The sequence below is a fragment of the Streptomyces sp. NPDC085932 genome, from assembly GCF_044540525.1.
Classification (GTDB): Bacteria; Actinomycetota; Actinomycetes; order Streptomycetales; family Streptomycetaceae; genus Streptomyces; species Streptomyces levis.
The window spans coordinates 591,656-617,744 of the sequence record NZ_JBITSJ010000003.1 but is presented as its reverse complement, the minus strand read 5'-3'; the positions used below and the strand labels follow the sequence as shown (position 1 = coordinate 617,744).

Annotated in this window: 27 protein-coding genes; 20 read left to right on the top strand and 7 right to left on the bottom strand. The window is 74.0% G+C overall.

Annotated elements, in window-relative coordinates; translation table 11 throughout:
- The first annotated feature begins 57 nt into the window (after nt 1-57).
- Nucleotides 58-1,905, top strand: a complete 1,848-nt coding sequence (gene glmS, locus ACIGAQ_RS18805) for a glutamine--fructose-6-phosphate transaminase (isomerizing) (RefSeq protein WP_399784112.1) — start codon at nt 58-60, stop codon at nt 1,903-1,905.
- A gap of 57 nt (nt 1,906-1,962) precedes the next feature.
- Here glmS and ACIGAQ_RS18800 read toward each other — a convergent pair whose 3' ends face one another.
- The gene (locus tag ACIGAQ_RS18800) at nt 1,963-2,334 is read right to left on the bottom strand and encodes a hypothetical protein (RefSeq protein WP_399784109.1); all 372 of its coding nucleotides are present in this window, start codon (nt 2,332-2,334) and stop codon (nt 1,963-1,965) included.
- A 69-nt stretch (nt 2,335-2,403) separates the two neighbouring features.
- Nucleotides 2,404-3,069 carry an ankyrin repeat domain-containing protein gene (locus ACIGAQ_RS18795; RefSeq protein WP_399784106.1) on the bottom strand — a complete coding sequence of 222 codons (666 nt, stop codon included), beginning with the start codon at nt 3,067-3,069 and terminating at the stop codon, nt 2,404-2,406.
- A gap of 33 nt (nt 3,070-3,102) precedes the next feature.
- Between ACIGAQ_RS18795 and ACIGAQ_RS18790 the strand changes: the two genes are divergently transcribed.
- On the top strand, nt 3,103-3,474 hold the full coding sequence (locus tag ACIGAQ_RS18790; protein ID WP_311680307.1) for a holo-ACP synthase: 372 nt from the start codon (nt 3,103-3,105) through the stop codon (nt 3,472-3,474).
- Between the two features lie 15 nt (nt 3,475-3,489).
- Here the strand turns inward: ACIGAQ_RS18790 and ACIGAQ_RS18785 are convergent, their stop codons facing one another.
- Nucleotides 3,490-3,762: a hypothetical protein gene (locus tag ACIGAQ_RS18785; protein WP_399784103.1), complete on the bottom strand. Its 273-nt coding sequence runs from the start codon at nt 3,760-3,762 to the stop codon at nt 3,490-3,492.
- A gap of 90 nt (nt 3,763-3,852) precedes the next feature.
- Here ACIGAQ_RS18785 and ACIGAQ_RS18780 point away from each other — a divergent pair, with 90 nt between their 5' ends.
- Nucleotides 3,853-4,842, top strand: a complete 990-nt coding sequence (locus tag ACIGAQ_RS18780) for a BtrH N-terminal domain-containing protein (RefSeq protein WP_399784101.1) — start codon at nt 3,853-3,855, stop codon at nt 4,840-4,842.
- A gap of 42 nt (nt 4,843-4,884) precedes the next feature.
- Here ACIGAQ_RS18780 and ACIGAQ_RS18775 read toward each other — a convergent pair whose 3' ends face one another.
- A complete protein-coding gene (locus ACIGAQ_RS18775) occupies nt 4,885-6,039 on the bottom strand; it encodes a hypothetical protein (RefSeq protein ID WP_362277045.1) in 1,155 nt (384 codons plus the stop codon).
- 174 nt (nt 6,040-6,213) lie between these two features.
- Between ACIGAQ_RS18775 and ACIGAQ_RS18770 the strand changes: the two genes are divergently transcribed.
- The 6 genes from ACIGAQ_RS18770 (at nt 6,214) to ACIGAQ_RS18745 (ending at nt 12,663) form a co-directional block, all read left to right on the top strand.
- Nucleotides 6,214-7,743 carry an NAD(P)H-hydrate dehydratase gene (locus tag ACIGAQ_RS18770; protein WP_399784098.1) on the top strand — a complete coding sequence of 510 codons (1,530 nt, stop codon included), beginning with the start codon at nt 6,214-6,216 and terminating at the stop codon, nt 7,741-7,743.
- A gap of 621 nt (nt 7,744-8,364) precedes the next feature.
- Complete coding sequence (locus ACIGAQ_RS18765; protein WP_399784095.1) at nt 8,365-9,237, top strand: L,D-transpeptidase family protein; 873 nt, start codon at nt 8,365-8,367, stop codon at nt 9,235-9,237.
- A gap of 61 nt (nt 9,238-9,298) precedes the next feature.
- Complete coding sequence (gene alr / locus ACIGAQ_RS18760; protein WP_399784092.1) at nt 9,299-10,468, top strand: alanine racemase; 1,170 nt, start codon at nt 9,299-9,301, stop codon at nt 10,466-10,468.
- Nucleotides 10,469-10,604: 136 nt separating this feature from the next.
- Nucleotides 10,605-11,861 (top strand): alpha/beta fold hydrolase, encoded by a 1,257-nt coding sequence (locus ACIGAQ_RS18755; protein ID WP_399784089.1) that lies wholly within the window; start codon nt 10,605-10,607, stop codon nt 11,859-11,861.
- Nucleotides 11,827-12,351: a tRNA (adenosine(37)-N6)-threonylcarbamoyltransferase complex ATPase subunit type 1 TsaE gene (gene tsaE / locus ACIGAQ_RS18750; protein WP_311680298.1), complete on the top strand. Its 525-nt coding sequence runs from the start codon at nt 11,827-11,829 to the stop codon at nt 12,349-12,351. The genes ACIGAQ_RS18755 and tsaE overlap by 35 nt, the downstream gene beginning before the upstream one ends.
- Before the next feature lie 144 nt (nt 12,352-12,495).
- Nucleotides 12,496-12,663, top strand: a complete 168-nt coding sequence (locus ACIGAQ_RS18745; protein ID WP_399784086.1) for a hypothetical protein — start codon at nt 12,496-12,498, stop codon at nt 12,661-12,663.
- Between the two features lie 27 nt (nt 12,664-12,690).
- On the opposite strand, the gene ACIGAQ_RS18740 is transcribed toward ACIGAQ_RS18745, so the two are convergent.
- Entirely contained in the window at nt 12,691-13,245 is a 555-nt protein-coding gene (locus ACIGAQ_RS18740) for a hypothetical protein (RefSeq protein WP_399784083.1), read from the bottom strand.
- 124 nt (nt 13,246-13,369) lie between these two features.
- On the opposite strand from ACIGAQ_RS18740, the gene tsaB reads away from it, so the two are divergent.
- Genes tsaB through ACIGAQ_RS18720 form a run of 4 tightly spaced genes read left to right on the top strand, consistent with a single transcriptional unit; the run spans nt 13,370 to nt 15,876 of the window.
- Nucleotides 13,370-14,023, top strand: coding sequence for a tRNA (adenosine(37)-N6)-threonylcarbamoyltransferase complex dimerization subunit type 1 TsaB (gene tsaB, locus ACIGAQ_RS18735; RefSeq protein WP_399784080.1), 654 nt, complete (start codon nt 13,370-13,372; stop codon nt 14,021-14,023).
- A gap of 41 nt (nt 14,024-14,064) precedes the next feature.
- On the top strand, nt 14,065-14,538 hold the full coding sequence (gene rimI, locus ACIGAQ_RS18730) for a ribosomal protein S18-alanine N-acetyltransferase (RefSeq protein ID WP_399784639.1): 474 nt from the start codon (nt 14,065-14,067) through the stop codon (nt 14,536-14,538).
- Nucleotides 14,531-15,622, top strand: a complete 1,092-nt coding sequence (gene tsaD / locus ACIGAQ_RS18725) for a tRNA (adenosine(37)-N6)-threonylcarbamoyltransferase complex transferase subunit TsaD (RefSeq protein WP_311680294.1) — start codon at nt 14,531-14,533, stop codon at nt 15,620-15,622. The genes rimI and tsaD overlap by 8 nt, the downstream gene beginning before the upstream one ends.
- Nucleotides 15,619-15,876, top strand: a complete 258-nt coding sequence (locus ACIGAQ_RS18720; RefSeq protein ID WP_311680293.1) for a hypothetical protein — start codon at nt 15,619-15,621, stop codon at nt 15,874-15,876. Before tsaD ends, ACIGAQ_RS18720 begins: the two co-directional genes overlap by 4 nt.
- 126 nt (nt 15,877-16,002) lie before the next feature.
- Here ACIGAQ_RS18720 and ACIGAQ_RS18715 read toward each other — a convergent pair whose 3' ends face one another.
- Nucleotides 16,003-18,318, bottom strand: a complete 2,316-nt coding sequence (locus tag ACIGAQ_RS18715; RefSeq protein ID WP_399784075.1) for a glycoside hydrolase family 3 N-terminal domain-containing protein — start codon at nt 18,316-18,318, stop codon at nt 16,003-16,005.
- 184 nt (nt 18,319-18,502) lie between these two features.
- Between ACIGAQ_RS18715 and ACIGAQ_RS18710 the strand changes: the two genes are divergently transcribed.
- The 4 genes from ACIGAQ_RS18710 (at nt 18,503) to ACIGAQ_RS18695 (ending at nt 22,593) form a co-directional block, all read left to right on the top strand.
- Entirely contained in the window at nt 18,503-19,561 is a 1,059-nt protein-coding gene (locus ACIGAQ_RS18710) for a LacI family DNA-binding transcriptional regulator (protein ID WP_311680290.1), read from the top strand.
- A gap of 170 nt (nt 19,562-19,731) precedes the next feature.
- A complete protein-coding gene (locus ACIGAQ_RS18705) occupies nt 19,732-20,787 on the top strand; it encodes an LCP family protein (RefSeq protein WP_399784071.1) in 1,056 nt (351 codons plus the stop codon).
- A gap of 127 nt (nt 20,788-20,914) precedes the next feature.
- Nucleotides 20,915-21,271, top strand: a complete 357-nt coding sequence (locus ACIGAQ_RS18700) for a YciI family protein (RefSeq protein ID WP_311680288.1) — start codon at nt 20,915-20,917, stop codon at nt 21,269-21,271.
- Nucleotides 21,272-21,318: 47 nt separating this feature from the next.
- Nucleotides 21,319-22,593 (top strand): RNA polymerase sigma factor, encoded by a 1,275-nt coding sequence (locus ACIGAQ_RS18695; protein ID WP_399784067.1) that lies wholly within the window; start codon nt 21,319-21,321, stop codon nt 22,591-22,593.
- Nucleotides 22,594-22,596: 3 nt separating this feature from the next.
- Here the strand turns inward: ACIGAQ_RS18695 and ACIGAQ_RS18690 are convergent, their stop codons facing one another.
- On the bottom strand, nt 22,597-23,757 hold the full coding sequence (locus tag ACIGAQ_RS18690) for a methyltransferase domain-containing protein (RefSeq protein WP_399784064.1): 1,161 nt from the start codon (nt 23,755-23,757) through the stop codon (nt 22,597-22,599).
- 119 nt (nt 23,758-23,876) lie between these two features.
- Here ACIGAQ_RS18690 and ACIGAQ_RS18685 point away from each other — a divergent pair, with 119 nt between their 5' ends.
- The 3 genes from ACIGAQ_RS18685 (at nt 23,877) to groES (ending at nt 26,044) form a co-directional block, all read left to right on the top strand.
- Nucleotides 23,877-24,803, top strand: a complete 927-nt coding sequence (locus ACIGAQ_RS18685) for a polysaccharide deacetylase family protein (RefSeq protein ID WP_311680285.1) — start codon at nt 23,877-23,879, stop codon at nt 24,801-24,803.
- The gene (locus ACIGAQ_RS18680) at nt 24,800-25,510 is read left to right on the top strand and encodes a polysaccharide deacetylase family protein (protein ID WP_399784060.1); all 711 of its coding nucleotides are present in this window, start codon (nt 24,800-24,802) and stop codon (nt 25,508-25,510) included. Before ACIGAQ_RS18685 ends, ACIGAQ_RS18680 begins: the two co-directional genes overlap by 4 nt.
- 225 nt (nt 25,511-25,735) lie before the next feature.
- Nucleotides 25,736-26,044 carry a co-chaperone GroES gene (gene groES, locus ACIGAQ_RS18675; protein WP_053135717.1) on the top strand — a complete coding sequence of 103 codons (309 nt, stop codon included), beginning with the start codon at nt 25,736-25,738 and terminating at the stop codon, nt 26,042-26,044.
- Nucleotides 26,045-26,089: the final 45 nt, after the last annotated feature.

Here is a 26,089-nt window from a genome sequence, read left to right as displayed (position 1 = left end):
CGATTTCGGGCACGCAACGGCCCGTTCGGCACGGGAATCGACCCTAAGCTGCCGCCCATGTGTGGAATCGTGGGATACGTGGGGCCGCAGTCGGCGCTGGAAGTCGTGATGGCCGGGCTGAAGCGGCTGGAGTACCGGGGCTACGACTCGGCGGGGGTCGCCGTCCTGGCCGACGGCGGGCTCGCGACGGCCAAGAAGGCCGGCAAGCTCCTCAACCTGGAGAAGGAACTGGACGGCAGGCCGCTGCCGACGGGCACGACGGGCATCGGCCACACCCGGTGGGCCACCCACGGCGGGCCGACCGACGCCAACGCCCACCCGCACATCGACAACGCGGGCCGGGTCGCGGTCGTCCACAACGGCATCATCGAGAACTTCGCGGCGCTGCGGGGCGAGTTGCAGGAGCGCGGCCACGAGCTGTCCTCCGAGACCGACACGGAGGTCGTGGCGCATCTGCTCGCCGAGGAGTTCTCCTCATGCGCCGACCTCGCCGAGGCGATGCGGCTGGTGTGCCGGCGTCTGGAGGGCGCGTTCACGCTGGTCGCGGTGCACGCCGACGAGCCCGACGTGGTGGTCGGCGCCCGGCGCAACTCCCCGCTGGTGGTGGGGGTCGGCGAGGGTGAGGCCTTCCTCGCCTCGGACGTGGCCGCGTTCATCGCCCACACGCGCTCCGCGATCGAGCTGGGCCAGGACCAGGTGGTGGAGCTGCGCCGGGACGGTGTGACCGTGACGGGCTTCGACGGCCGCCCGGCCGACGTGCGCTCCTACCACGTGGACTGGGACGCCTCGGCCGCGGAGAAGGGCGGCTACGACTACTTCATGCTCAAGGAGATCGCCGAGCAGCCCAAGGCGGTCGCCGACACCCTGCTGGGCCGGATCGACGGCTCCGGTTCGCTGACCCTGGACGAGGTGCGGATCCCGCCGCGGGTGCTGCGCGAGATCGACAAGGTCGTCATCGTGGCGTGCGGCACGGCCTTCCACGCCGGGATGATCGCCAAGTACGCCATCGAGCACTGGACGCGCATCCCGTGCGAGGTGGAGCTGGCCAGCGAGTTCCGTTACCGGGACCCGATCCTGGACGCGCAGACGCTGGTCATCGCCATCTCCCAGTCCGGCGAGACCATGGACACGCTGATGGCGCTGCGGCACGCCCGCGTGCAGGGCTCCAAGGTGCTGGCCATCTGCAACACCAACGGCTCGACGATCCCGCGCGAGTCCGACGCCGTGCTGTACACGCACGCCGGGCCGGAGGTCGCCGTCGCCTCCACGAAGGCGTTCCTCACCCAGCTCGTCGCCTGCTACCTGGTCGCCCTGTACCTCGGCCAGACCCGGGGCACCAAGTGGGGCGACGAGATCCGGGCGGTGATCCGGGACCTGTCGTCCATCTCGGGCGCGGTGGAGCGGGTGCTGGGGACGATGGAGCCGGTGCGGGAGCTGGCGCGCACGCTGGCCTCGAAGAACACGGTGCTGTTCCTCGGCCGGCACGTGGGCTACCCGGTGGCCCTGGAAGGCGCGCTGAAGCTGAAGGAGCTCGCCTACATGCACGCCGAGGGGTTCGCGGCGGGCGAGCTGAAGCACGGGCCGATCGCGCTGATCGAGGAGGACCTGCCGGTCGTCGTGGTGGTGCCGTCGCCGCGCGGCCGGTCGGTGCTGCACGACAAGATCGTGTCCAACATCCAGGAGATCCGGGCGCGCGGCGCGCGGACGATCGTCATCGCCGAGGAGGGTGACGAGGCGGTCGTGCCGTACGCGGACCACCTGATCCGGATCCCGGTCACGCCGACCCTGCTGCAGCCGCTGGTGGCCACGGTGCCGCTGCAGGTGTTCGCGTGCGAGCTGGCGACGGCGCGCGGCAACGAGGTGGACCAGCCGAGGAACCTCGCGAAGTCGGTGACCGTGGAGTGAGCGAAGGGGGCGGACGGCCGCTGCCGTCCGCCCCGCCTCACCCGGCCGGCCGGGTGATCACCAGTTGATGCAGGTCTTCGGGACCCAGCCGTTGACCTTGTCGCCGCCGTAGTACCAGAGGTTGCTCTTCTTGCCGCAGGCCGTGTACGAGCCGCCCTTGTAGGCCTTGCCGTCGTTGCAGACGCCGCCGCGCTTGCCCTTGCCCCAGATGCCCAGGGCCGTGGCGGAGGTCTTCGGCGCCGTGCGGACCTTGACGGTCTCCTTGGCCTTGACGTTCACGATCGCCTTGCTGCAGTCCTGCGGCGGTGCCGCGGCGGCGGTGCCCGCGGTGGCGACGGTGCCGGTGAGGGCCGTGACGAAGAGAGCCATCGAAGTGGCCGCGGTCCCCAGCGACTTGACCTTCATGGTGGTGCGTTCCTCCCGTTGCATGCGATGCCGTGTGCACATCGCGGTCATCGCGAACTGTACAAGGGGGAGGGGGAGTTCAAGATCGCGGGCTCAGTACGGGCAGGACCAGGGAGGCGGTGGCGTGGGGCTGTACGGGAGCCTGGTCCAGCCGTCGGGGGTCACCCGGTGGAAGTCCCCGTGGTCGCCGTCCATCCGCGAAGTGCCGTTCACGTGCACCGTGTCCGCGTGCAGGCGGTAGTGGAGGCCGCCCATCATGCCGGCCACCCGGAAGAAGATCCGCACGTCGAGACCCTCCGTCAGGGGGGACAGCGGGGGCAGCAGGTGCTCGGTCTCCTCGAAGCAGCGGCCGGTGCGCTCCCGCAGCATCGCGTGGAAGTGGCGCTCCAACACGTCGGCCGGGGCGGGCAGTTGCCGCACCGCGACCGGCTCCAGCAGCTCCAGCAGGTGCGTGTGGGCCCGTTCCCGCGCGATGTCCACCGGGCGCCGTCCGTCCCGGGTGCGCCGCGTGCGCCAGGCGCCGTGCGCGATCAGCCGGGAGACGACCGCGATGCCGGCGCCGTGCCAGGCGGCCTGGTGCAGCGGGGCGAATCCGCTGCGGTTGCCGGGCCGGGCGAGATTCGCCCGCTCGGGATGCTTCACCAGCTCGGCGAACAGGCCGTCCCAGTCGGCGTCCCGGGCCAGGTCGGCGAACCGGTCGCGCTCCTTCAGATACCGGTCGCCGTAGCGCTCGCGGTCGGTGAGGCCGTCCCCTTCCATGCCGATGAGGCTGGTCGCCGTAGGGTGCTGCGCATGAGCATCATCGGGGTCGGGATCGACGTCGCGGAGATCGATCGCTTCGCGGCGGCACTGGAGCGTACGCCGGCGCTGGCCGAGCGGCTGTTCGTACGGGGCGAGTTGCTGCTGCCCAGTGGGGAGCGCCGGGGTGTGGCCTCCCTTGCGGCCCGGTTCGCCGCCAAGGAGGCCCTGGCCAAGGCGCTCGGCGCTCCGGGCGGGCTGCTGTGGACCGACGCCGAGGTGTACGTCGAGGACAGCGGGCAGCCCCGGCTGCGGGTGACGGGGACGGTGGCCGCGCGGGCCGCCGAGCTCGGCGTGCGGTCCTGGCACGTGTCGCTGAGTCACGACGCGGGGATCGCCTCGGCCGTCGTCGTCGCCGAGGCGTGACGCGGGGACGACGGCTCAGAACATCGCCCACAGGAGGACGAAGGTGCCGAGGAAGCCCGCCGCGCCCAGCACGGTGCCCGTCGCGGCCGTCCACATCCGGCCCGTGCCCTTGCGGGCGTAGTGCATGCCCATCGCGCCGAAGGTGACGGCCAGTGCGCCCGCCAGTACCGACCAGGGGATCAGGAAGGCCCAGGTGCCGAGGGCGGAGAGGACGCCGAGGACGAGTGCGGTGGGTCCGAGCGCGGTGGCGGGTGTGTCGCCCGCTGCGGGTGTGGTGGATCCGGCCATGGTGCGGCCTCCCCGGGTGAACGACCGTCAGAGCTTTTTGAACAAGTTCAATTCCTGCTCCGATCGTAGCGGACTTCCAGGAGGCGCGGCATGGCCACGGTGAGAGGCGTCGACCCCCGCGGTGGACAGCACTGCGAGACGACGGCGCTCGGAGTGCTCCTGCGGCACGCGGGCATCGATCTGTCCGAGCCCATGCTCTTCGGCCTCGGCTCCGGGCTGTCCTTCGTCTACTGGGACGGCAGGAACATGGACTTCCCCTTCCTCGGCGGGCGGGTCAAGCCCTTCGAGCTCACCCGGAACCTGGCCCGCAACCTCGGGCTGGAGCTCGTGGTGCGGGAGACCGCCTCCGCCCGCAAGGGATGGCAGAACGTGACGGCGGCCGTCGACGCCGGGCGGCCCGTCGGGCTCCAGCTCGACAGCTACCACCTGGACTACTTCACCACCAAGGTGCACTTCGGCGGCCATGTGGTCGCCCTGTACGGCTACGACGAGCAGGACGCCCACCTCGTCGACACCGAGCGGCAGGGCGGCGCCGTGTCCACCGGCCTGGCCGGGCTCGCCCGGGCCCGGGCCGCGCGCGGGCCGATGACGGCCCGGCACCGGTCCTTCACCCTCACCGCCCCCGACGGGCCGCCGGAGGTGCGGGAGCGGATCGTGCCCGCCGTCACCGCCTGCGCGGACGCCTTCCTCGCCCCGCCCATCGCCAACCTCGGCCACCGGGGCATCGAGAAGGCCGGCACGCTCGTACCCCGCTGGCTTCAGCGCGCCGCCGACCCGCGGCGGGACCTGCCGCAGGCCGCCCTGCTGATGGAGAAGGCCGGCACCGGCGGCGCCCTGTTCCGCAACCTCTACCGCGACTTCCTCGCCGAGTGCCGCCAGTGGCTCGACGGCGAGCCGCTGCGCACCGGCCACGCGCTCTACGCCGAGGCGGCCGCCCTGTGGACGGACGTCGCGGCGCTGATCGCGCGGGCCGGTGAGTCGGGGGACGAGCAGTGCCTCGTGCGGGCGGGCACCGTGCTGTCCGACCTCGCGCGCATCGAACGTGAGGCCATGGAGGCGCTGCGCCGCCTGCGCGTGTGACGCCCTCGCCGCGGGGCGAGGGCGCCGGCGGGCGCGGACGGGTCAGCAGATCGACTGGCTGCTGTTGACCCGTGTGATGTTGCGGAACGTCGTGTTCTCGCCGCACGGGCTCTCCCTGATGGCCGAGTCGGTGACCGTCAGGTTCTGGATGGTGATGTCCTTGTTGTTCGGGAACTCCGAGCGTGCGGCCAGGCGCAGCTCGCCGCCGCCGGTGATCGTGCCGCTCCGGGCGGCCAGGCTGACGTTGTGACAGTTCTCGATCAGGACCGAGTTGTTGCCGGTGTGGGAGAGCGTCACGCGGTCGATGACGGCGCCGCCGCTCTCCGAGACGCAGAACACGCCGCGTCCGCCACCGCGCGCGACGACCTCGCCGACCCGGATGTTGGTGGGGTAGCCGCTGCCGATCCGGCCGTTGCGGTTGGCCATGCGGAAGGCGGCGTAGCCGGTGCCGGTGCCCGCGTTCTCGGCGTCCACCTTGCCGACGGTGGCGTTGACGGTCTGGTTGAGCAGCAGGCCCGACTCGCCCACGTTGCGGGCCGTCACCGTGCCGACGGTCAGGCCGTCCACGCCGTAGGTCTCGACCGCGTGGCTGGACGCGCCGGAGACGTACACGTTGTCGATGCGGACGTTGCGGGTCCACTGGCTGGTGTCGCCGCGGTTGTCGATCCGGACGCCCAGACCGGCGGCCAGGCGCATGTCGATCTGGCCGAGCACGACGTTCTGCACGTTGCGCAGGAAGACGCCGTACAGCGGGGTGCCCGTGAGCCTGAGGTTCTGGACCTCCACGTCACGGGTGCCGCGGGAGTAGACCGGCGCCTGGTCGCCCGAGCCGCTGCCGGTGACGTCGATGGTGCCGCAGACGTCGAGGACGGTGTAGCTGGGCAGCGAGATGCGGGAGCCCGCCGCCATCGAGCCCGAGCCGCGGACCACGACCCGCTCCTTCGCGGTGCGGCCGGGCGTGAGGCTGTCGACGGCCGCCTGCACGGCGGCGCGCAGGTCGGTGCCGGTGTACACCGTGCTGCCGCCGCGGCGGGCGGTCCAGGTGCTGCCGCTGCGCACGGCCTCGGCCTGGAAGGAGCCGTCCCCGCAGGCCAGGGCGCGCGTGGGGGCGGCGTTGGCGGGGGCGGTCAGGGTGCCGGCGGCGGTGAGGAGGGCGGTGGCGCCGACGGCGGCCAGTAATGCGGCTCTGCGTCCCATGGGGGCCTCGGTTTCGTCGAACGTGGGGGGTGTGCAAGCGCTTTCTGCGCGCCGGGAGTCTGGCAAAGGCGCGCCGGAGCGTCAATGGAACCGGCACGGGAGGACCGACACGGGACGGAAGGTGCGCCGGGTGCGCGGGAGTGGCCGGGGGGTCGTACGGGAAACTCGACCTCCATGCGGAGTGCGTACAGCGTGGACACGGTCAGGAACGCCGAACGGGAGCTGATGGCCCGGCTGCCGGAGGGGGCGCTGATGCAACGCGCCGCCGCCGGGCTCGCCGCGGCCTGTGCCGACGTGCTGGGGCGGGTGTACGGCAGCCGGGTGGTGCTGTTGGTGGGCAGCGGGGACAACGGCGGTGACGCCCTGTACGCCGGGGCGCGGCTGGCCCGGCGCGGGGCCGGGGTCACGGCGCTGCTGCTCGCCCCGGAGCGGACGCACGCGGCGGGTCTGGCGGCGCTGCGGCGGGCCGGGGGGCGGGTCGTCCGGGCCGGTCGGGGGGCTGGGGACGGTCGGGCTGCTGCGGGTGATCAGGGAGGCGTGGCCGGCCGGGCGAGCGGAGGCGGTCGGGCCGGTGGGGGTGGTGGTGACGTGGACGTCGAGGGACTGGTCGCGCGGGCCGATCTCGTCGTCGACGGCATCGTCGGGATCGGCGGGAAGGACGGACTGCGGCCGGAGGCGGTGCCGCTGGCGGCGGCCGCCGGGCGGTCGCGCGGGGCCGTGGTCGCCGTCGACCTGCCGAGCGGGGTGGACCCCGGCACCGGAGAGGTGCGGGGCGTCGCGGTCCGGGCCGATCTGACGGTGACGTTCGGGACGCACAAGCCGGGGCTGCTGATCGATCCGGCGCGGGAGTACGCCGGGTCGGTGCGGCTGGTCGACATCGGCCTGGAACTGCCCGCCGAGCCCGAGCTGGAGGCGCTGCAGCACGCGGACGTGGCCCGGCTGCTGCCGGTGCCGCGGGCGGAGAGCGACAAGTACCGGCGGGGAGTGGTCGGGATCGCGGCCGGGTCGGCCCGCTACCCCGGGGCCGCGGTGCTCGCCGTCTCGGGGGCGCTGCGGGGCGGGGCCGGGGCCGTGCGGTACGTCGGGCCGGCCGGGGACGCCGTGATCGCGCGGTTCCCCGAGACGCTCGTGTCGGACCGGGGGCCGAAGCACGCCGGGCGGGTGCAGGCGTGGGTCGTCGGGCCCGGGGCGGGCGACGACGCGGCGACCGTCGGGGAGGTGCTGGCGGCGGACGTGCCGGTGCTGGTGGACGCGGACGGGCTGCGGCTGGCGGACGCGGAGGCCGTGCGGGCGCGCCGGGCGCCGACGTTGCTGACGCCGCACGCGGGGGAGGCGGCGGCGCTGCTGGGGGTGGAGCGCCGGGAGGTCGAGGAAGGGCGTCTCGCCGCGGTGCGGGAGCTGGCGGCGCGGTACGGGGCGACCGTGCTGCTGAAGGGGTCGACGACCCTGGTGGCCGACTCGGGGGGCGGGGCGGTGCGGGTGAACCCGACGGGGACGTCGTGGCTGGCCACGGCGGGCAGCGGGGACGTGCTGTCGGGGCTGGCCGGGTCGCTGCTGGCGGCCGGACTGTCGGCGGTGGACGCGGGCAGCGTGGGGGCGTACGTGCACGGGCTGGCCGGGCGGCTGGCGGCGGACGGGGCGCCGGTGGGGGCGCACGATGTGGCGGCGGCGATTCCGAAGGCGTGGCGGAACGTGCTGGCGTGACGACGACCGTGACCCTGCCGCCCGAGCCGGGGCTGCGGCGCCGGGCCCTGCTCAGACCTGAGCGCCGACGCTGCGGGCCCCCGACCGCTGCCCGAGTCCGACGGCTGCCGCCCCCGGCCCCCCGTTTCGGCCTGAAGGGCCTTGTCCTCAAGCGCCGGACGGGCTGGGGGTGCGGGGGCTGCTGCCCCTGGCCCCGGCCGCTGTCCGACTCTGGGGGCGGCCGCCCTCTGGTCCCCGTTTCGGTCTGAAGGGCCTTGTCCTCAGGTGCCGGACGGCTGGGGGTGCGGGGGCTGCTGTCCCTGGCCCCGGCTGCTGCCCGAGTCCGGGGGTAGTGGGCTGCCGCCCCCGGGCCCCCGCTTCGGCCTGAACGGCCTCGTCCTCAAGCGCCATGCGGGCTGGAGAGCTGGGTGGGGTCGTCGGGTGCGGGTGCGGGTGTGTTCGGCGTCAGCTGTTGGGCGTGAGTCGTTGGGCGGGGTCCGGCTGGTCGGCGTGTGCCGGGGGTACGAGGTCAGGCCCGTCGAGGGTCGGCGGGGGCGGCCGCGTGCCCGGGGCTGATGCCTCCGGGTGACCGGGGCCGCGCGGCGTCGGACGGTGGCCTCGGGGGCGGGCTTCCCTGGGGGCATGACCCGTGGACGTACCGTCGGCCGTGTCCTCGCGCTGCTGCTCGCCGCTGTCGCCGTGCTGCCCGTCGGTGCGGCCGGGGCCGCTCCGGGGCCCCTGGGCGAGCTCGTGCCGGGGGTGGCGCCCGCGGCCGCGCAGTCCTGGGCGCTGGACACGCCCGACCAGGCGCTGCCGCCCACGGTGTACACGCCGTCCGTCGAGGAGGACGCCGTCGAGCCGCGCAGCGCCGCGGCGGGGACGTACGCGCTCGTCGAGTACGTGCCGCTCGGGGAGGCGGTCGCGCGGGTGAGCTGCACGCGGAAGGCGGGGCCCCACCAGCGGCAGGTCGAGCGGTGGCTGGGGCTGCGCGTGGACGGGCGGCAGTCGGCGGCCGACTGCCGTGCGATCCGGGCGTTCCAGGTGCGGCAGGGGATCGAGCCGGCCATAGGGTTCGCCGGGCCGGTGACCTGGGCGCGGATGCGGTACCTGTCGGCGCGCGCGAATCCCGACGCCGCCGGTCGGTGTCCGGTGCGCAGCCACCCGGTGGTGTGCGTGGACCTCGACCGGCAGCTGATGTGGGTGCAGAAGGGCAGGACGGTCGTGTTCGGGGTGGTGCCCGTCCGCAGCGGCCGGGCCGGGTACCGGACGCGGGCCGGCTGGCACAAGATCTACTGGCGGCACAAGAACCACTGGTCGACGCTGTACAACACTCCGATGCCGTACGCGCAGTTCTTCAGCGGCGGGCAGGCCTTCCACGGCGTCTACGGCAGTCTGCACACCACGGTCGGCTCCATGGGATGCGTGAACCTCACCGTGGCGGACGCGCGGCGGCTGTGGGGCGTGCTGAAGAAGGGCGACCGGGTGTTCGTGTGGGGGCGGCGGCCGGGGACGTAGCCGACCTGCTGGCGGGGCCGGTGCCCCGGGCGGGCCGGGGCCCTCTGAGACACTGGGCGCGATGAGCGAGAGAACAGCCCCGCGGACCGCGCCCCTGCGGGCCCGCGCCGAGATCGACCTGGCCGCCCTGCGGGCCAACGTGCGGGCCCTGTGTGCCCATGCCCCGGGCGCGGCCGTGATGGCCGTGGTGAAGTCCGAGGCGTACGGCCACGGGGCTGTGCCGTGCGCCCGTGCCGCCCTCGCGGCGGGAGCGAGCTGGCTGGGCACGGCCACCCCCGAGGAGGCCCTCGCCCTGCGCGCCGCCGGACTGCCGGGCCGCATCCTGTGCTGGCTGTGGACACCCGGCGGACCCTGGCGCGAGGCGATCGAGGCCGACCTGGACGTCTCCGTGAGCGGCCTGTGGGCCCTGCGGGAGGTCACCGAGGCGGCCCGGGCGGCCGGCCTGCCCGCGCGGGTGCAGCTCAAGGCCGACACCGGGCTCGGGCGCAACGGCTGCCAGCCCGGGGAGGACTGGGCCGCCCTGGTCGGCGAGGCCCGGCGCGCCGAGGCCGAGGGGCTGCTGCGCGTCACCGGCCTGTGGTCGCACTTCGCCTGCGCCGACGAGCCCGGGCACCCCTCCATCGCGGCCCAGCTGGGCCTGTTCCGCGAGATGGTCGCCCACGCCGAGGGCCAGGGCGTACGGCCCGAGGTCCGGCACATCGCCAACTCCCCGGCCACCCTCACGCTCCCCGGCAGCCACTTCGACCTGGTCCGCACGGGCATCGCCACCTACGGCATCTCGCCCAGCCCGGAACTCGGCACCCCGGCCGATTTCGGACTGCGCCCGGTGATGACGCTGTCCGCCTCGCTCGCCCTGGTCAAGCAGGTCCCGGGCGGCCACGGCGTCAGCTACGGTCACCGGTACGTCACGCCCGGCGAGACCACCCTCGGCCTCGTCCCGCTCGGCTACGCGGACGGCATCCCGCGGCACGCCTCCTCGGCCGGCCCGGTGCTGGTCGAGGGCAAGTGGCGGACGATCGCGGGGCGGGTCGCGATGGACCAGTTCGTCGTCGACCTGGGCGGCGACGCGCCCGCGCCGGGCACCGAGGCCGTGCTCTTCGGGCCCGGGGACCGCGGGGAGCCCACCGCCGAGGACTGGGCGCAGGCGGCCGGAACCATCGCCTACGAGATCGTGACCCGGATCGGAACGCGCGTTCCCCGCGTCTACGTGAATGAGGAACAGGACGGGTAACTCGCACCGGTAGGACTGGTCACGCGAGGAACGCGAGGAACGACAGGCACCCTGGTAACAGGGGCAACAACAGTCACACGGCATCATCCGACCAGGTGAGTCACCCGACCGGCAGCCCGGCGAAGAGGAGCGGTACGTGAGCGAGAGCAGTGCGGAGGTCGTCGCCGACGTCGCCTCCGCGGCCGTCGCGGCCTCCGCCGCGGGGGCGGCGGGGGGCTGGCGCCGGGCGACGGGCCTCGCCGGCGTGGCGATAGGCGTGGTGGCCGCGGGCGCGGCCGCCGGGGTCGCCCTGGAGCGGATGACGGTCGGCCGGGGCATGCGCCAGAAGGCCCGGCTCGCCCTCGACTCCGCGGGGCCCTACGGGTCGCTGCGCGGCATGCCCGGCAAGGCGTTCTCCGACGACGGCACGGAGCTGTACTACGAGGTCGACGACGTCGACCCGGAGGCCGCGCCGGCCATCGGGCCGCGCCGCCGCAGGCTCTTCGGCCGCAAGGCGCCCGCACCGGTCACCGTCGTCTTCAGCCACGGCTACTGCCTCAGCCAGGACTCCTGGCACTTCCAGCGGGCCGCTCTGCGGGGCGTCGTGCGGACCGTGCACTGGGACCAGCGCAGCCACGGCCGTTCCGGGCGCGGTGTGGCGCAGGCGCGGGGCGAGTCGGTCACCATCGAGCAGCTGGGCCGCGACCTGAAGGCCGTCATCGACGCGGCCGTGCCCGAGGGGCCGATCGTGCTGGTCGGGCACTCCATGGGCGGCATGACGGTGATGGCGCTGGCCGACCAGTACCCGGAGCTGATCCGTGAGCGGGTCGTCGGGGTCGCGTTCGTGGGGACGTCGTCGGGCCGGCTCGGCGAGGTCAACTACGGGCTCCCCGTCGCGGGCGTCAACGCGGTGCGGCGGGTGCTGCCGGGGGTCCTGAAGGCGCTGGGGCAGCGGGCCGAGCTGGTGGAGAAGGGGCGCCGGGCCACCGCGGAGCTGTTCGCCGGGATCATCAAGCGGTACTCCTTCGCGTCCCGGGACGTCGACCCGGCCGTGGCGCGGTTCGCCGAGCGGATGATCGAGAGCACCCCGATCGACGTGGTCGCCGAGTACTACCCGGCGTTCAACGACCACGACAAGACCGAGGCGCTCGGGTGCTTCGCGGAACTGCCGGTCCTCGTCCTGGCCGGGGTGCAGGACCTGGTGACGCCCAGTGAGCACAGTGAGGCCATCGCGGATCTGCTGCCGGACGCCGAGCTGGTGCTGGTGCCGGACGCGGGGCATCTGGTGATGCTGGAACACCCGGAAGTGGTCACCGACCGCCTCGCCGACCTGCTCACCCGCACGGGTGCGGTGCCCGCAGGAGCTACCGTGAAGGGCTATGGAAGCACCAGCAGCACCGCACAACCCGGCTGAGCCCGGATCCTCCGTCCAGATCGTCGTCACGTCCCCCGAGCAGATGCGGGAGCTGGGCCGCCGGCTCGCGAAACTGCTGCGCGCGGGCGACCTGGTGATGCTGAGCGGGGAGCTCGGCGCGGGCAAGACGACGCTGACCCGTGGGCTGGGCGAAGGGCTCGGCGTGCGCGGGGCCGTCACCTCGCCGACGTTCGTGATCGCCCGGGTGCATCCCTCACTGGGCGACGGGCCGCCGCTGGTCCACGTCGACGCGTACCGGCTCTCCGGCGGGCTGGACGAGATGGAGGACCTCGACCTCGACGTCTCCCTGCCCGAGTCCGTGGTGGTCGTGGAGTGGGGCGAGGGCAAGGTCGAGGAACTGACCGAGGACCGCCTCCAGGTCGTCATCCACCGCGCGGTCGGCGACACGACGGACGAGGTCCGGCACATGACGATCACCGGTGTGGGCGAACGCTGGGCGACGACGGACCTGAGCGCGCTGTCGGCCTGACCCGGGCCGCCCGGCCGTGCGCTCGGGCGTTCCGACAAGGCGTCGGCAAGATGTTGCGTTCGGTGTCTCGTCCGTGGTCACATGGTATCCAGTCTGTAGTTAGGTCTACCTAACTACGTCCGCCCCCGGCCACCAGGAGGCGCCATGTCGGCCACAGAGAGCAAGGGCCAGCCGCTGCCGTTCGCGGTCGCCGGGGTGTCCATGCGGGAGCTGCTGGCGGCGGGTGAGGCCGCGGCGCTGATCTCCACGCCCCCGCGGGCTCCCGAGCCGGAGCTGTCCGGGCCCGTCGAGGAGCCCCGCGAGGCCGCCTGAGCCGCGCGGCGGGCCCTGGGACACGTCCTAGCGGACCACGACCACCGTGCGGCCGATCGTCGCGAAGGTCCACATCGCGTCGCCGTCCGCACGCGACTCGCGGATGCCGCCCGTACGGACCCTCGGGTCGGGCGCGGCCTTCGTCTCGTCGACGGCCGAGCTGAACCCGACCACGACCCCGTCCACGCTGGTGAACCGCACGACGTGCTCGACCGGGACGCCGTCGGAGCCGGTGACCGAGTTCGAGCGGGAGGTCACGGCGTAACGCCCCGGGGCCGGGTCCACCGCGCTCGGGTCCACCTCGAACGTGCGGGCGACCTCGCCGTTCGCGCCGACCAGCCAGACCCGGTCCCGGCGCAGCGAGTACACCACCCGCGCGCCCTGCCCCGACCCCTCGGGCAGCGCGGCCGGGTCCTTCCGGGCCGGAGGTGCCTGCGAGGTGCCGGGTGCCGGGGTGACGCCCGCCTGGGTCCGGCCCATCCCCGCGGGAAGGTGCGTGGACGCCTGGTGGGCGAGGTAGCCGACCGTCGCCAGGGCCGCGGCGGTGAGCCCGGCCACGATCGTCGAGCTGCTGACGGCCACCGGCGGCCACCTCCGGACGTTGTGCCCCTGCGTGCATGTCTCGTGACGGAAGGTGACGGTAGCAGCAGGCGGCGACCCGGCGGGCGCGGCCGTGCCGGGCCCCGGGGAGCCGTAGGCTGTTTGCGTGCTCTTGCTCGCTCTGGATACCGCCACACCCGCCGTCACCGTCGCGCTGCACGACGGACACGACGTCATCGCCTCGTCGAGCCAGGTGGACGCCCGGCGGCACGGGGAACTGCTGCTGCCGGCGATCGACCGTGTGCTCGCCGAGGCCGGACGGAAGCTCGACGCCGTCACCGGCATCGTCGCCGGGATCGGCCCGGGCCCGTACACGGGGCTGCGCGTCGGCCTGATGACCGCGGACACCTTCGGGCTCGCGCTCGGCGTCCCCGTGCACGGCGTGTGCACGCTGGACGGCCTCGCCTACGCCGCCGACCTGAAGGGCCCGTTCGTCGTCGCGACCGACGCCCGCCGCAAGGAGGTCTACTGGGCGCGCTACGCCGACTCCCGCACCCGCCTCACCGACCCGGCCGTCGACCGGCCCGCCGACATCGCCGAGCAGGTCGCGGGCCTGCCCGCGGTGGGCGCCGGCGCGCTGCTCTACCCGGACACCTTCCCCAAGGCCCACGAGCCCGAGCACGTGTCCGCCGCGGCCCTGGCCCGGCTGGCCGCGGAGCGGCTCGCGGCCGGCGAGGAGCTGCCCGCGCCGCGGCCGCTCTACCTGCGCCGCCCCGACGCCCAGGTCCCCAAGAACTACAAGGTGGTCACCCCCAAGTGACCGATCCCGTGACCGATCCCGAGACGTGCGCGCTGCGCGAGATGCGCTGGTGGGACATCGACCCCGTGCTGGAGCTGGAGCGGGCCCTGTTCCCCGACGACGCCTGGTCGCGGGGCATGTTCTGGTCCGAACTGGCCCACGCCCGCGGGCCCGAGGCCAACCGGCGGTACGTGGTCGCCGAGGCCGGCTCCCGGATCGTCGGGTACGCCGGTCTGGTCTCCTCCGGCGAGCAGGCCGACGTCCAGACCATCGCCGTCGCCCGCGAGCTGTGGGGCACCGGCCTCGGCGGCCGGCTGCTGGCCGAACTGCTGCGCGCGGCCACCGCCTTCGAGTGCGCCGAGGTGATGCTGGAGTGCCGCGTGGACAACGTGCGCGCGCAGAAGCTGTACGAGCGGTTCGGCTTCCAGCCCATCGGTGTCCGGCGGGGCTACTACCAGCCGGGCAACGTGGACGCCCTGGTGATGCGCCTGACCACCCCCGAGAACTCCGTACAAGGAACCGAGATCCATGGCTGACGAACCCCTCGTTCTGGGGATCGAGACCTCCTGCGACGAGACCGGCGTCGGCATCGTCCGGGGCACCACCCTGCTGGCCGACGCCGTCGCCTCCAGCGTCGACGAGCACGCCCGGTTCGGCGGTGTCGTCCCCGAGGTCGCCTCCCGCGCCCACCTGGAGGCGATGGTGCCCACCATCGACCGCGCGCTGAAGGAGGCCGGGGTGAGCGCCCGGGACCTCGACGGCATCGCGGTCACCGCCGGGCCCGGCCTCGCCGGAGCCCTGCTGGTCGGCGTCTCCGCGGCGAAGGCGTACGCGTACGCGCTGGGCAAGCCCCTCTACGGCGTGAACCACCTCGCCTCCCACATCTGCGTGGACCAGCTGGAGCACGGCCCGCTGCCCGAGCCGACGATGGCGCTGCTGGTCTCCGGCGGCCACTCCTCGCTGCTGCTCTCCTCGGACATCACCTCCGACGTCCGCCCGATGGGCGCCACCATCGACGACGCGGCCGGCGAGGCCTTCGACAAGATCGCCCGGGTGCTGAACCTCGGCTTCCCCGGCGGCCCGGTCATCGACCGGTACGCCAAGGAGGGCGACCCGAACGCGATCGCGTTCCCGCGCGGCCTGACCGGCCCGCGCGACCCGGCCTACGACTTCTCCTTCTCCGGGCTGAAGACGGCCGTGGCCCGCTGGATCGAGGCCAGGCGGGCGGCGGGCGAGGAGGTGCCGGTGCGGGACGTCTCGGCCTCCTTCCAGGAGGCGGTCGTGGACGTGCTGACCCGCAAGGCCGTCCGCGCCTGCAAGGACGAGGGCGTCGACCACCTGATGATCGGCGGCGGCGTGGCCGCCAACTCCCGGCTGCGCGCGCTCGCCCAGGAGCGCTGCGAGGCCGCCGGGATCCGGCTGCGGGTGCCGCGGCCCAAGCTCTGCACCGACAACGGCGCGATGGTCGCCGCGCTCGGCGCCGAGATGGTCGCCCGCAACCGCGCCGCGTCGGACTGGGACCTGTCCGCGGACTCCTCGCTGCCGGTGACGGAGCCGCACGTGCCCGGCCACGGCCACGACCACGTGCACGAGGTCAGCAAGGAGAACCTCTACCCGTGACGGTCGCCCTGATGTGGGAGGCGCGGGCGGTGCCCGGGCGGGGCGAGGACCTGCTCGCCTGGGCCCGCGCCCGGGAACTGCCCCGCGCGCCGCTGCGCCGCGAGACCCTGCGCGCCCCGCAGGACCGGGTCCTCGTCATCACCTGGTGGGACGCCCCGTACGACGCCGAGCTGCCCGAACTGCCGGAACCGGACGAGGAGTTGGTCACCCGGGCCGTGCACCGCTGGCGGTTCGAGTCGGTGGACGAGGACTGACCGGGAGCACCCGGGGCCTGCTCCCGGCACGGCGGTGGGCAGGGCCCCGGCGCCGTCCTGGACGGGGCGGCCTTCTCGCAGTCGCGCACGGGAGCGGACCACTTGACGCGGGCCGCCCCCTGAGACTCACCCCGCCCCCGCCACCTCCGTCTCGCACCGCAGCCGCCGTCCGGTCCCGGTGACCCGGACCGGACCCGTGAGGGTGAGGTGCGCCGTGTGGCGTACGTCCGCGCTGGACGCCGCCAACCGCAGTTCCAGGGCGCCCGGCTCGACCACCCTGCGGCCCGAACGGTCGGTGAACGCCGAGAGGTCCGTGTGGAAACGGAACGTCACCCGGGCCGCCTCGCCGGGGGAGAGCGCCACGCGTCGGTAGCCGACCAGCCGGACGTCGGGGCGGGTCACCGAGGCCACCGGGTCGTGCAGGTACAGCTGCACGACCTCCGCGCCCTCGTGCTCGCCGGTGTTGCGCACCGTCACGGACAGGTCGTACGCGCCGTCCGTACCGATCTCCGTGTCGCCGCCCGTGACGTCCTCCCAGGCGAACGAGGTGTAGGACCTGCCGTGGCCGAAGGCGTACAGCGGTGTCGGGTCGAGATTGCTGACCTCGCCGGCCAGGCCCAGGGGCGGCTGGAGGTAGGTCCAGGGCTGCCCGCCGGGCTCCCGCGGGACGCTCACCGGGAGGCGGCCCGAGGGGTTCACGCGGCCCGACAGCACTCCCGCCACCGCCGGGCCGCCCTCCTCCCCCGGGAAGAAGGCCTGGACGACCGCGCCCAGGCGGCCCTGCCAGCGGCCGAGGGCGTAGGGGCGGCCGGTCAGCAGGACCAGCACCACCGGCACGCCCGTGGCGACGAGGGCGTCCAGCAGTTCCCCCTGGACGCCCGGCAGGCCGAGGTCGCTCGCGTCGCAGCCCTCGCCGGAGGTGCCGCGGCCGAACAGGCCCGCCCGGTCGCCGAGCACGGCCACGCACACGTCGGCCTCGGCGGTGCGGGCGATGGCCTCGTCGAAGCCCGCCGTGTCCGGGTCGGTCACGTCGCAGCCCTGCGCGAACGTCACCTTCGCGTCGGGCAGTTCGGTGCGCAGCGCGTCGAGGACGGTCGGGATCTCGATGCCGGCCGGAACGCCCGGGTGGTGGGTGAGGACGTGGGACGGGAAGGAGTAGCAGCCCAGCATGGCCAGCGCGTCCGCGGCCCGCGGGCCGACCACCGCGATGCGGGTGTCGGGGGCCAGCGGCAGCAGCCCGTCGGGGTTGTCCAGCAGGACCACCGACTCCTCGGCCAGGCGGCGGGCCAGGATCCGGTTGCCGGTGGAGTCCAGGGCGACGGGACCGTCCGGCTCGGGCGTCCAGTCCGCGTCCAGCAGGCCCAGTTCGCACTTCTGCAGCAGCACGCGGCGGGCCGCGCGGTCCACGAGTTCCTCGGGGACCTGCCCCGCGCGGACGGCGTCCACCAGGGGCTGCCCGTAGCACTTGACGGTGGGCAGCTCGACGTCGATGCCGGCGGCGAGGGCCGCGTGGGCCGCCTCGGCCGGGGTGCCGGCGACCCGGTGGAGGGTCTGCAGGAACCCGATGCCGAAGTAGTCGGCGACGACCGTGCCGGTGAAGCCCCACTCCTCGCGCAGCAAGCGGGTCAGCAGCTCGGGGTCCGCGGAGGCCGGGACCCCGTCGGTCTCGTTGTACGCGGCCATCACCGAACGCGCGCCGCCCTCGCGCAGCGCCATCTCGAACGGCGGCAGGGTGACGTCGGCGAACTCGCGGATCCCCGCCCGCACCGGGGCGAGGTTGCGGGCGCCGGCCGAGGAGGCGTACCCGGCGAAGTGCTTGAGCGTGGCGACGACCCCGGCCGCCTCCAGGCCCCGCACGTAGGCCGTGCCGATCGTGCCGACCAGGTAGGGGTCCTCGCCGATGGTCTCCTCCACGCGGCCCCAGCGCGGGTCGCGTACGACGTCCAGGACGGGCGCGAGGCCCTGGTGGACGCCGACCGAGCGCAGGTCCTCGCCGATGCGCCGGGCCATCTCCTCGACCAGCGGCGGATCCCAGGCCGCGCCCCAGGCCAGCGGGACGGGATAGGCGGTGGCCTGCCAGGCGGTGAAGCCGGCCAGACACTCCTCGTGGGCGACCGCCGGGATGCCGAAGCGGCCGGCCTCGGCGATCCGCCGCTGGGCGCGGGCCAGGGCCTGCGCGCCGAGCGCAGGGTCCACGGGGGCCGTGCCGAAGGAACGCGTGAGCTGGCCCAGGCCCCGGGTGATCAGCTCGGCCCACTCCTCCTCGGAGTGCTCGACGGTCATGTCGTGCTGGTGCGGGGCGACCCCGTCGCCGTCCGTCGCGGCGCCCACCCACACGCCGTACAACTGGGCGGTCTTCTCCTCCAGGGTCATCCGGGAGAGCAGGTCGTCGACGCGGGCGGCGGCGGGCAGGGCGGGGTCACGCCAGGGCGCGATGGTCATGAAGCTCCTGTCGGGTGGACGGGCGGCCCTCTCACGAACGGTGCGGGCGAGCGCGTGAACGCCGCTGGTGACCGTTCCCGAGCCCGCTTTCCACGAATGTTTCGATATCGATATCGAATGTTCCGGGAACCTATGGCGCCACGAGGACTTCGTCAAGGGGGCCCGCAGGGATACGATCGCCGCCATGACATCCCCGGAGCCCGTTGAAAGCCGGACGCAAATCCGGACGCAGGGGCGCACCGCGCAGACCGCCACGCTCGCCGAGATCGCCCGCGAGGCCGGCGTGTCGGCCCCGACTGTTTCGAAGGTCCTCAACGGCCGGGCCGACGTCGCCCCCGCCACCCGGGCCCGCGTCGAGGAACTGCTGCGCGCCCACGGCTACCGGCGCCGCCGGGCCGAGGCGACCCGTTCGCCCCTGATCGACCTGGTCTTCCACGAACTGGAGAGCGCCTGGGCCATGGAGGTCATCCGGGGCGTGGAGAACGTGGCCCGGGACGCGGGGCTGAGCGTGGTGCTGTCGGAGAGCGCCGGGCGGCTCACCCCCGGGCGGAGCTGGGCCGACCAGGTGGCGGCCCGCCGGCCGCACGGCGTGGTGCTCGTGCTGTCCGGGCTCGACGAGTCGCAGCGGGCGCTGCTCACCAGCCGCTCCATCCCCTTCGTGGTGATGGACCCGGCCGGCGACCCCGGCGCCGACGTGCCCTCCATCGGCGCGACCAACTGGCAGGGCGGGCTCGCGGCCACCCGGCATCTGGTCGAGTTGGGGCACCGCCGCATCGGCGCGATCAGCGGGCCCTCCCGGATGATGTGCAGCCGGGCCCGCGTCGACGGGTACCGGGCCGCGCTGGAGACCGCGGGGCTGCCGGTGGACCCCTCGCTGATCGCGGACGGCGACTTCCACCACGAGGCCGGCTACCGGCGGGGTCTGGAACTGCTGCGCCGCCCGGACCGGCCCACCGCCGTCTTCGCCGGCAACGACCTCCAGGCGCTCGGGCTGTACGAGGCCGCGCGCGAGCTGGGGCTGCGCATCCCCGAGGACCTGAGCGTGGTCGGCTTCGACGACCTGCCGGTGGCCCCGCTGGTCGGGCCGCCGCTGACGACCGTGCGGCAGCCGCTGACGGAGATGGCCGAGGCGGCGGCGAAGCTGGTCCTCGACCTCGGCCGGGACCGGGACGTCCCGGCGGCGACCCGGGTGGAACTGGCCACCAGCCTGGTGGTGCGCAGCAGCACGGCCCCGCCCGCGTGAGGCGCCGAAGCCAGTCGGATACAACGCCGAAACTTTCGAACGCCCGGCGCGCGGCCCGCCGCCGGGCCCTCAGGTACCCATGGTGTCCCTGAGGTGAGTCCAGGCCACGAAGTCTGAGAATTTCCGAAGAAAACGCGTCCTGATTCCCCTGCCCGTAATAATTCGGACTTATGTTCCTGTCTGTGACGGGAGACGACGCGAACGGGGACGAGGGCACAAGGACAGGCCGGCGGTCGATCGCTCTGCGGACCGCCGGCCTCACGCTGGCGGGACTGCTGGTGCTCGCCGCCGGTGCCGCGGGCTGGGCCTACTGGCACCTCAACGACAACATCACCAGTGTCGACATCGACCACGCGCTGGGCGACGACCGCCCGCCGAAGCCGGTGACCACGCCCTCGCCCTCGGCGCCGGCGCCGCCCGGCGAGGCGCTCAACATCCTGGTGCTGGGCTCGGACTCGCGCAGCGGCGAGGAGAACCGCAGGCTCGGCGGCGGCGACAGCGACGGGGCCCGCTCCGACACGGCGATGGTCGTCCACCTGGAGGCGGGGCGGACCGGCGCGACGGTGGTGAGCATCCCGCGCGACACCCTGGTCACCCGCCCGTCCTGCCCGCGCTCCGACGGCGGTTCGACAGCGGTCTCCCGGTACGCGATGTTCAACAGCGCCTACGCGGTCGGCGGCCCGGTCTGCGCGGTGAAGACGGTCGAGTCGATGACCGGCGTCCGCATGGACCACTACATCGAGATCGACTTCTCCGGCTTCGCGCGGCTCGTCGACGCGCTCGGCGGGGTCACCGTCACCACGGACGAGGACATAGCCGACGACGACAGCCATCTGCACCTGAAGGCCGGCACCCACCACCTGGACGGCACCCAGGCCCTGGGCCTGGCCCGCACCCGGCACGGCATCGGCGACGGCAGCGACCTCGGCCGCATCGGTCTGCAGCAGAAACTGGTCAAGGCCCTGCTGGACCGCATCGCCGCCCAGGACCTGCTCACCGACCCGGCCAAGCTGTACCGGGTCGCGGACGCGGTGACCGCCGGCCTCACCACCGACACCGGCCTGGACTCCCTGAGCGAGCTCACCCGCCTCGGCCAGAGCCTGCAGAACCTGTCGTCGAGCCGGGTCCGGACGGCGATGATGCCGGTGGTGCGGGCGCCGTCCGACCCCAACCGGGTGGTGGCCGACGAGCCCGAAGCCCGGGAGCTGTGGGAATCACTGCGGTGACCTGCGCGGACACGGTCCGGGAAGAATTCCCCGGAAAAATCCGGTGACGGTGTCGATCCGGCGGTCTCCCGTTCGACGCAGGGGTGAGAGCGGGGAGAGGTCCCGCTCCACGCACCGAGGAGTCACCGTGCCGCGCTTTCTCACCCTGATCCGCATCGACGAGAAGAACGCCCCCGCCGAGGGCCCGAGCCCCGAGCTGCAGGAGCGGATGGGCAAGCTCCTGGAGGAGATCACCAAGGCCGGGGTCATGCTCGACACCGCCGGGCTCACCCCGACCTCCGACGGCACCCGGGTGACCTGGGAGGGCGGCCGGCTGTCCGTCACCGACGGGCCGTTCACCGAGACCAAGGAGGTCATCGGCGGCTACTCGATCAGCCAGTGCAAGGACAAGGCCGAGGCCATCGAGTGGACCAAGCGGTTCCTGGCCACCCACGAGGACTACTGGACCATCACGGCGGAGGTCCGGCAGATCGCCGAGGGCTGACCGGCCCTGCTTGGCGGGGAGGTGCCCGGGGTGTCTGATGGTGGGTTGTGACACCGCAGCCCACCGCCGGACCCGGCACCTCCCGGACCGCCCAGGCGATCGAGACCGTCTTCCGCATGGAGTCGCCCCGGATCATCGCCGGCGTCACCCGGGTCGTCCGGGACGTCGGCATCGCCGAGGAACTCGCGCAGGACGCGCTGGTCGCCGCCCTGGAGCAGTGGCCGCGCGACGGCGTGCCCGACAACCCGGGCGCCTGGCTCATGGCCACCGCCCGCAACCGCGCCGTCGACCTGGTCCGCCGCCGGGAGAACTACGCGCGCAAGCTCGCCGAGATCGGCCGCGACCTGTCGGCCACCCCTCCCCCGGAGGAGCCCGCCGACCCCGACGACATCGACGACGACCTGCTCCGCCTGGTCTTCACCGCCTGCCACCCGGTGCTGTCCACCGAGGCCCGCACCGCCCTGACCCTGCGCCTGCTGGGCGGCCTGACCACGGCCGAGATCGCCCGCGCCTTCCTCGTCCCTGAGGCCACCGTGGCGCAGCGCATCGTCCGCGCCAAGCGCACCCTGGCCACGCGGAACATCGCCTTCGAGGTGCCCTACGGCCCCGACCGCGAGGCCCGGCTCGGCTCGGTCCTCGACGTCATCTACCTGATCTTCAACGAGGGGTACGCGGCCACGGCCGGCGACGACTGGCTCCGCCCGGGCCTGTGCGAGGACGCGCTGCGCCTGGCCCGGGTGCTCGGCGCGCTCATGCCGAAGGAGCCCGAGGTGCACGGCCTGACCGCGCTCCTGGAGTTCCAGGCGTCCCGTACGGCGGCCCGTACGGGGCCCTCCGGCGAACCGGTCCTCCTGAAGGACCAGAACCGCTCCCGCTGGAACCGCATGCTCATCGCCCGGGGCATCGACGCGCTCGGCAGGGCCGAGGCGGCCTCCTGCGGCGGCCCGGGGCCGTACACCCTCCAGGCCGCCATCGCCGCCTGCCACGCGCTCGCCCACACCTACGCGGAGACGGACTGGTCCCGGATCGCCACCCTCTACGGCCTGCTGGCCGCCCGCTCGCCGTCGCCGGTGGTGGAGCTGAACCGCGCGGTGGCCGTCTCGATGGCCACGGGCCCGGAGGCCGCCCTGCCTCTCGTCGACGCCCTGGCCGCGGACCCCGCCCTGCGCGACTACCACCTGCTGCCCAGCGTGCGCGGGGACCTGCTCGCCCGGCTCGGCCGCGCCGCCGAGGCCCGGGCGGAGTTCGAGCGGGCGGCCTCCCTCACGCGCAACGAACGGGAACGGACCCTGCTGCTGCGCCGGGCGGCGGAGCAGCCCTGAGCGTCAGGCGGGGTGCCCGATCAGCATCGCCGGCGCTCCCGCGACCCGGGTCAGGAACACCGTCGCCGCGTGCGGCCCCTGCGGCTTGACCTTCCGGCGCAGCTCCTCCGGCTCGACCGCCGAGCCCCGCTTCTTCACCGTGAGCGTGCCGACCCCGCGCTCCCGCAGCAGCGCCTTCAGCTTCTTGACGTTGAAGGGCAGGTGGTCGGTGATCTCGTAGGCGGTGGCGTACGGCGTCGGCCGCAGGGCGTCGGCGGTGACGTACGCGATGGTCGCGTCGAGCAGGCCGCCGCCGACCTCCTCGGCGACCTCCGCGACCAGGTGCGCCCGGATGACGGCGCCGTCGGGCTCGTAGAGGTAGCGGCCGGGCGGGCGGACGCCGGGGTCGGGCAGCCCGCGGGAGAGCAGGGTGCGCGGGCCCGGCAACAGGGTGGCCCGGACGGCGCCCGGCTCGGTGCCGAACCACAGCACGGCCTCCTTCACGTCCCCGCCGTCGGAGATCCACTCGGCCTCGGCCTGCTCGGGGACCGCCTCGTGCGGGATGCCCGGAGCGATCTTCAGCGCGGCGCGGGGGGCCCGCAGGGCGGCCGCGACCGCCCAGGACAGCGGCGGCGAGTAGGCCTCGGGGTCGAAGATCCGGCCCCGGCCGCCGCGCCGCGCGGGGTCGACGAAGACGGCGTCGAAGCCGGCCGTGTCCACGTCCGTGACGTCCGCCTCCCGGACCTCGATCAGATCCGCCAGCCCCAGCGCCTCGGCGTTCGCCCGCGCCGCCGCGACCGTCAGCGGGTCCCGGTCCACGGCCAGCACCCGGATCCCGGCCCGGGCCAGCGCGATCGCGTCACCGCCGATGCCGCAGCACAGGTCGGCCACCGAGGCCACGCCCGACCCGGCCAGGCGCCGGGCCCGGTGGGCCGCCACGCTCGCCCGGGTCGACTGCTCCACCCCGTTCGGCGTGAAGAACATCCGGCCCGCGTCCTCGGCGCCGAACTTCACCGTCGCCCGCTGCCGCAGCCGTGCCTGCCCGAGCGCCGCCGACACCAGCTCGGCGGGGTGCTCGCGGCGCAGCCGGGTCGCGACGGCCAGCTCCCGCGCCGGGTCGGTGTCGCGCACCTCGTCGAGGAGGGCGCGGCCTTCGGGAGTGAGGAGGAGGGCGAGGTCGTTCACCCGGTCATTGTCGGCCACGGACGTCCGGGGGGAGTCGTGTGGGCCAGTCGGTGGATGCCGGTCGCCGGGCCGCTGTGTCGGGGCGGGTTCGCGGAGACGGGCTGCGAGGATCCGGCACCATGCGAGCAGTCGTACAAAATGACAAAAGCCGGGCCTCGGGCGGTGCACGGATCGGCCTGGCCGTGCTCGCCCTCGCCGCCATCGCCTCGGGCTGTGCGCAGGGCGGCGCCAGCGACCAGGTCACCCCGGCCGGCGGGCAGCAGCCCCTCGACGCGCCGCCGGCCCGCGCCCTCGACTCCTACGCCTCCAAACTGCGCGCCGCGCACGCCGCCCGGGTCGCCGCCGCTCACCGCTGGGAGCTGAAACGGGTCCCGCTGCCCGCCCCGCCGCCCCCCGAGCGCAAGCCGAGGATCAAGACCCGCAAGGGCTTCCAGGTGGCCGGACACCGGGAGTCGAACCTGCCGCCCGTCTTCACCCGGATCCCCACCCGCGACAAGGTGGTCTTCCTCACCATCGACGACGGCGCCGAGAAGGACCGCACGTTCCTGCGGATGATGAGCGACCTGGACGTCCCCTACACCGCGTTCCTCAGCGGCTACCTCGTCAAGGACGATCCCCGCTACTTCAAGAAGATGCAGGCCAGGGGCGTGGTCCTGAACAACCACACCCTGCGCCACCGCTACATGCCGGGCCTGTCCTACCGCGCGCAGAAGCGCGAGATCTGCGGCATGCAGCGCTACATGGAAAAGCGCTTCGGCAAGCGCCCCGCCCTCTTCCGCCCGCCCTACGGCAGCTACAACCGGGCGACCCTGCGCGCCGCCAAGGCCTGCGGCATCACCCACGTCCCGCTGTGGAACGAGGAGGTCTTCGCCGACCGCTGGGAGTACCGCGAGGCGGACCGCGCCCTGCGCCCGGGCGACATCGTCCTCACCCACTTCCGGGGCCCCGCGGAGTGGAAGGGCACGATGCCGGACATGATCCGCCGCTTCCTGAACAAGGTCACGGCCGAGGGGTACGCGGTGGGGCGGCTGGAGGACTACCTGTGAGGCGGCCGGCCGCCGCGGCGCTCTGCGCGCTGCTGGCCCTGCTGGCCGGCTGCGCACAGCCGCCGGGGGAGCGGCCGGGCACCGCCGACGGACGCGCCCGGGACCAGGCCCCCGCCGCCCGGCGCCTGCCACCCGTCGTCGACCACGTCCCCACCCGCGACCCGGTCGTCTTCCTCACCTACGACGACGGCGCCGAACGCGACCCCCGCTTCGTCGCCCTCGTCCGCGAACGGCGCCTGCCGGTCAGCATGTTCCTCACCGACAGCGTCGTGGGGCCCGGCTACGGCCACTTCGCGCGGCTGCGCGCGGTCGGCGCGTCCCTGCAGAACCACACCCTCGACCACCCGGCCCTGCGCGGCCTGCCCTACGCCGGCCAGCGCGCCGAGATCTGCGGCCAGCAGCACAAGCTGCACGCCCGCTTCGGCATCCGCCCTCGCCTCTTCCGCCCGCCCTACGGCACCTACGACACCACGACCCTGCGCGCCGCCGCCGACTGCGGCATCGCGGCGGTCGTGCTGTGGCGGGCGTCCCTGGGCGCCGACGGCGAACTGACGTACACCCGCGGCGCGCCCGGGCTGCGCGCCGGTGACATCGTCTCGGTGCCGTCGGGGGACGCGTCCGCGACCCTGACGGAGCGGACGGTGCGGTTGCTGCGGGAGATCGACGGGAAGGGCCTGCGGGTGGGACGGCTGGAGGACCATCTGTAGGCGACCGGGGGCCCAGCGGAGAGAAGTCGCCTGGCCGACGCGCCGTCGGCAATTAGCAGTCCGCTTGACCGAGTGCTAATCGCGGTCATAGTCTCGGCTCTGGCACTCGACACAGGAGAGTGCCAACACAGCGACGGGCAGGTCCGGCACCCGCGACGACGGATCCACCTGGTCGCCACCTCAGACAGTTAACCCCGTGAGATCTCCGAAGGGGGAGGTCGGATCGTGACGACCACCAGCTCCAAGGTTGCCATCAAGCCGCTCGAGGACCGCATCGTGGTCCAGCCGCTCGACGCCGAGCAGACCACCGCCTCTGGCCTGGTCATCCCGGACACCGCCAAGGAGAAGCCCCAGGAGGGCGTCGTCCTGGCCGTGGGCCCGGGCCGCTTCGAGGACGGCAACCGTCTTCCGCTCGACGTCTCCGTCGGCGACGTCGTGCTCTACAGCAAGTACGGCGGCACCGAGGTGAAGTACAACGGCGAGGAGTACCTCGTCCTCTCGGCTCGCGACGTGCTCGCGATCATCGAGAAGTAATTCACCCGAAGCACCTTGCTTTGAACTGCGCCCCTGGCCCCCGCG

Excerpts from the sequence above, each read along its gene's own strand:
- ACIGAQ_RS18765 (WP_399784095.1), top strand. The coding sequence starts at position 8,365 with ATGACCCGTGGACGTACCGTCGGCCGTGTCCTCGCGCTGCTGCTCGCC.
- ACIGAQ_RS18715 (WP_399784075.1), bottom strand. The coding sequence starts at position 18,318 with ATGACCATCGCGCCCTGGCGTGACCCCGCCCTGCCCGCCGCCGCCCGC.
- ACIGAQ_RS18800 (WP_399784109.1), bottom strand. The coding sequence starts at position 2,334 with ATGCAACGGGAGGAACGCACCACCATGAAGGTCAAGTCGCTGGGGACC.
- tsaE (WP_311680298.1), top strand. The coding sequence starts at position 11,827 with ATGGAAGCACCAGCAGCACCGCACAACCCGGCTGAGCCCGGATCCTCC.
- ACIGAQ_RS18780 (WP_399784101.1), top strand. The coding sequence starts at position 3,853 with ATGGCCACGGTGAGAGGCGTCGACCCCCGCGGTGGACAGCACTGCGAG.
- ACIGAQ_RS18745 (WP_399784086.1), top strand. The coding sequence starts at position 12,496 with ATGTCGGCCACAGAGAGCAAGGGCCAGCCGCTGCCGTTCGCGGTCGCC.
- ACIGAQ_RS18770 (WP_399784098.1), top strand. The coding sequence starts at position 6,214 with ATGCGGAGTGCGTACAGCGTGGACACGGTCAGGAACGCCGAACGGGAG.
- glmS (WP_399784112.1), top strand. The coding sequence starts at position 58 with ATGTGTGGAATCGTGGGATACGTGGGGCCGCAGTCGGCGCTGGAAGTC.
- tsaD (WP_311680294.1), top strand. The coding sequence starts at position 14,531 with ATGGCTGACGAACCCCTCGTTCTGGGGATCGAGACCTCCTGCGACGAG.
- ACIGAQ_RS18710 (WP_311680290.1), top strand. The coding sequence starts at position 18,503 with ATGACATCCCCGGAGCCCGTTGAAAGCCGGACGCAAATCCGGACGCAG.
- alr (WP_399784092.1), top strand. The coding sequence starts at position 9,299 with ATGAGCGAGAGAACAGCCCCGCGGACCGCGCCCCTGCGGGCCCGCGCC.
- ACIGAQ_RS18785 (WP_399784103.1), bottom strand. The coding sequence starts at position 3,762 with ATGGCCGGATCCACCACACCCGCAGCGGGCGACACACCCGCCACCGCG.
- ACIGAQ_RS18795 (WP_399784106.1), bottom strand. The coding sequence starts at position 3,069 with ATGGAAGGGGACGGCCTCACCGACCGCGAGCGCTACGGCGACCGGTAT.
- ACIGAQ_RS18705 (WP_399784071.1), top strand. The coding sequence starts at position 19,732 with ATGTTCCTGTCTGTGACGGGAGACGACGCGAACGGGGACGAGGGCACA.
- ACIGAQ_RS18775 (WP_362277045.1), bottom strand. The coding sequence starts at position 6,039 with ATGGGACGCAGAGCCGCATTACTGGCCGCCGTCGGCGCCACCGCCCTC.
- ACIGAQ_RS18685 (WP_311680285.1), top strand. The coding sequence starts at position 23,877 with ATGCGAGCAGTCGTACAAAATGACAAAAGCCGGGCCTCGGGCGGTGCA.
- rimI (WP_399784639.1), top strand. The coding sequence starts at position 14,065 with ATGCGCTGGTGGGACATCGACCCCGTGCTGGAGCTGGAGCGGGCCCTG.
- ACIGAQ_RS18790 (WP_311680307.1), top strand. The coding sequence starts at position 3,103 with ATGAGCATCATCGGGGTCGGGATCGACGTCGCGGAGATCGATCGCTTC.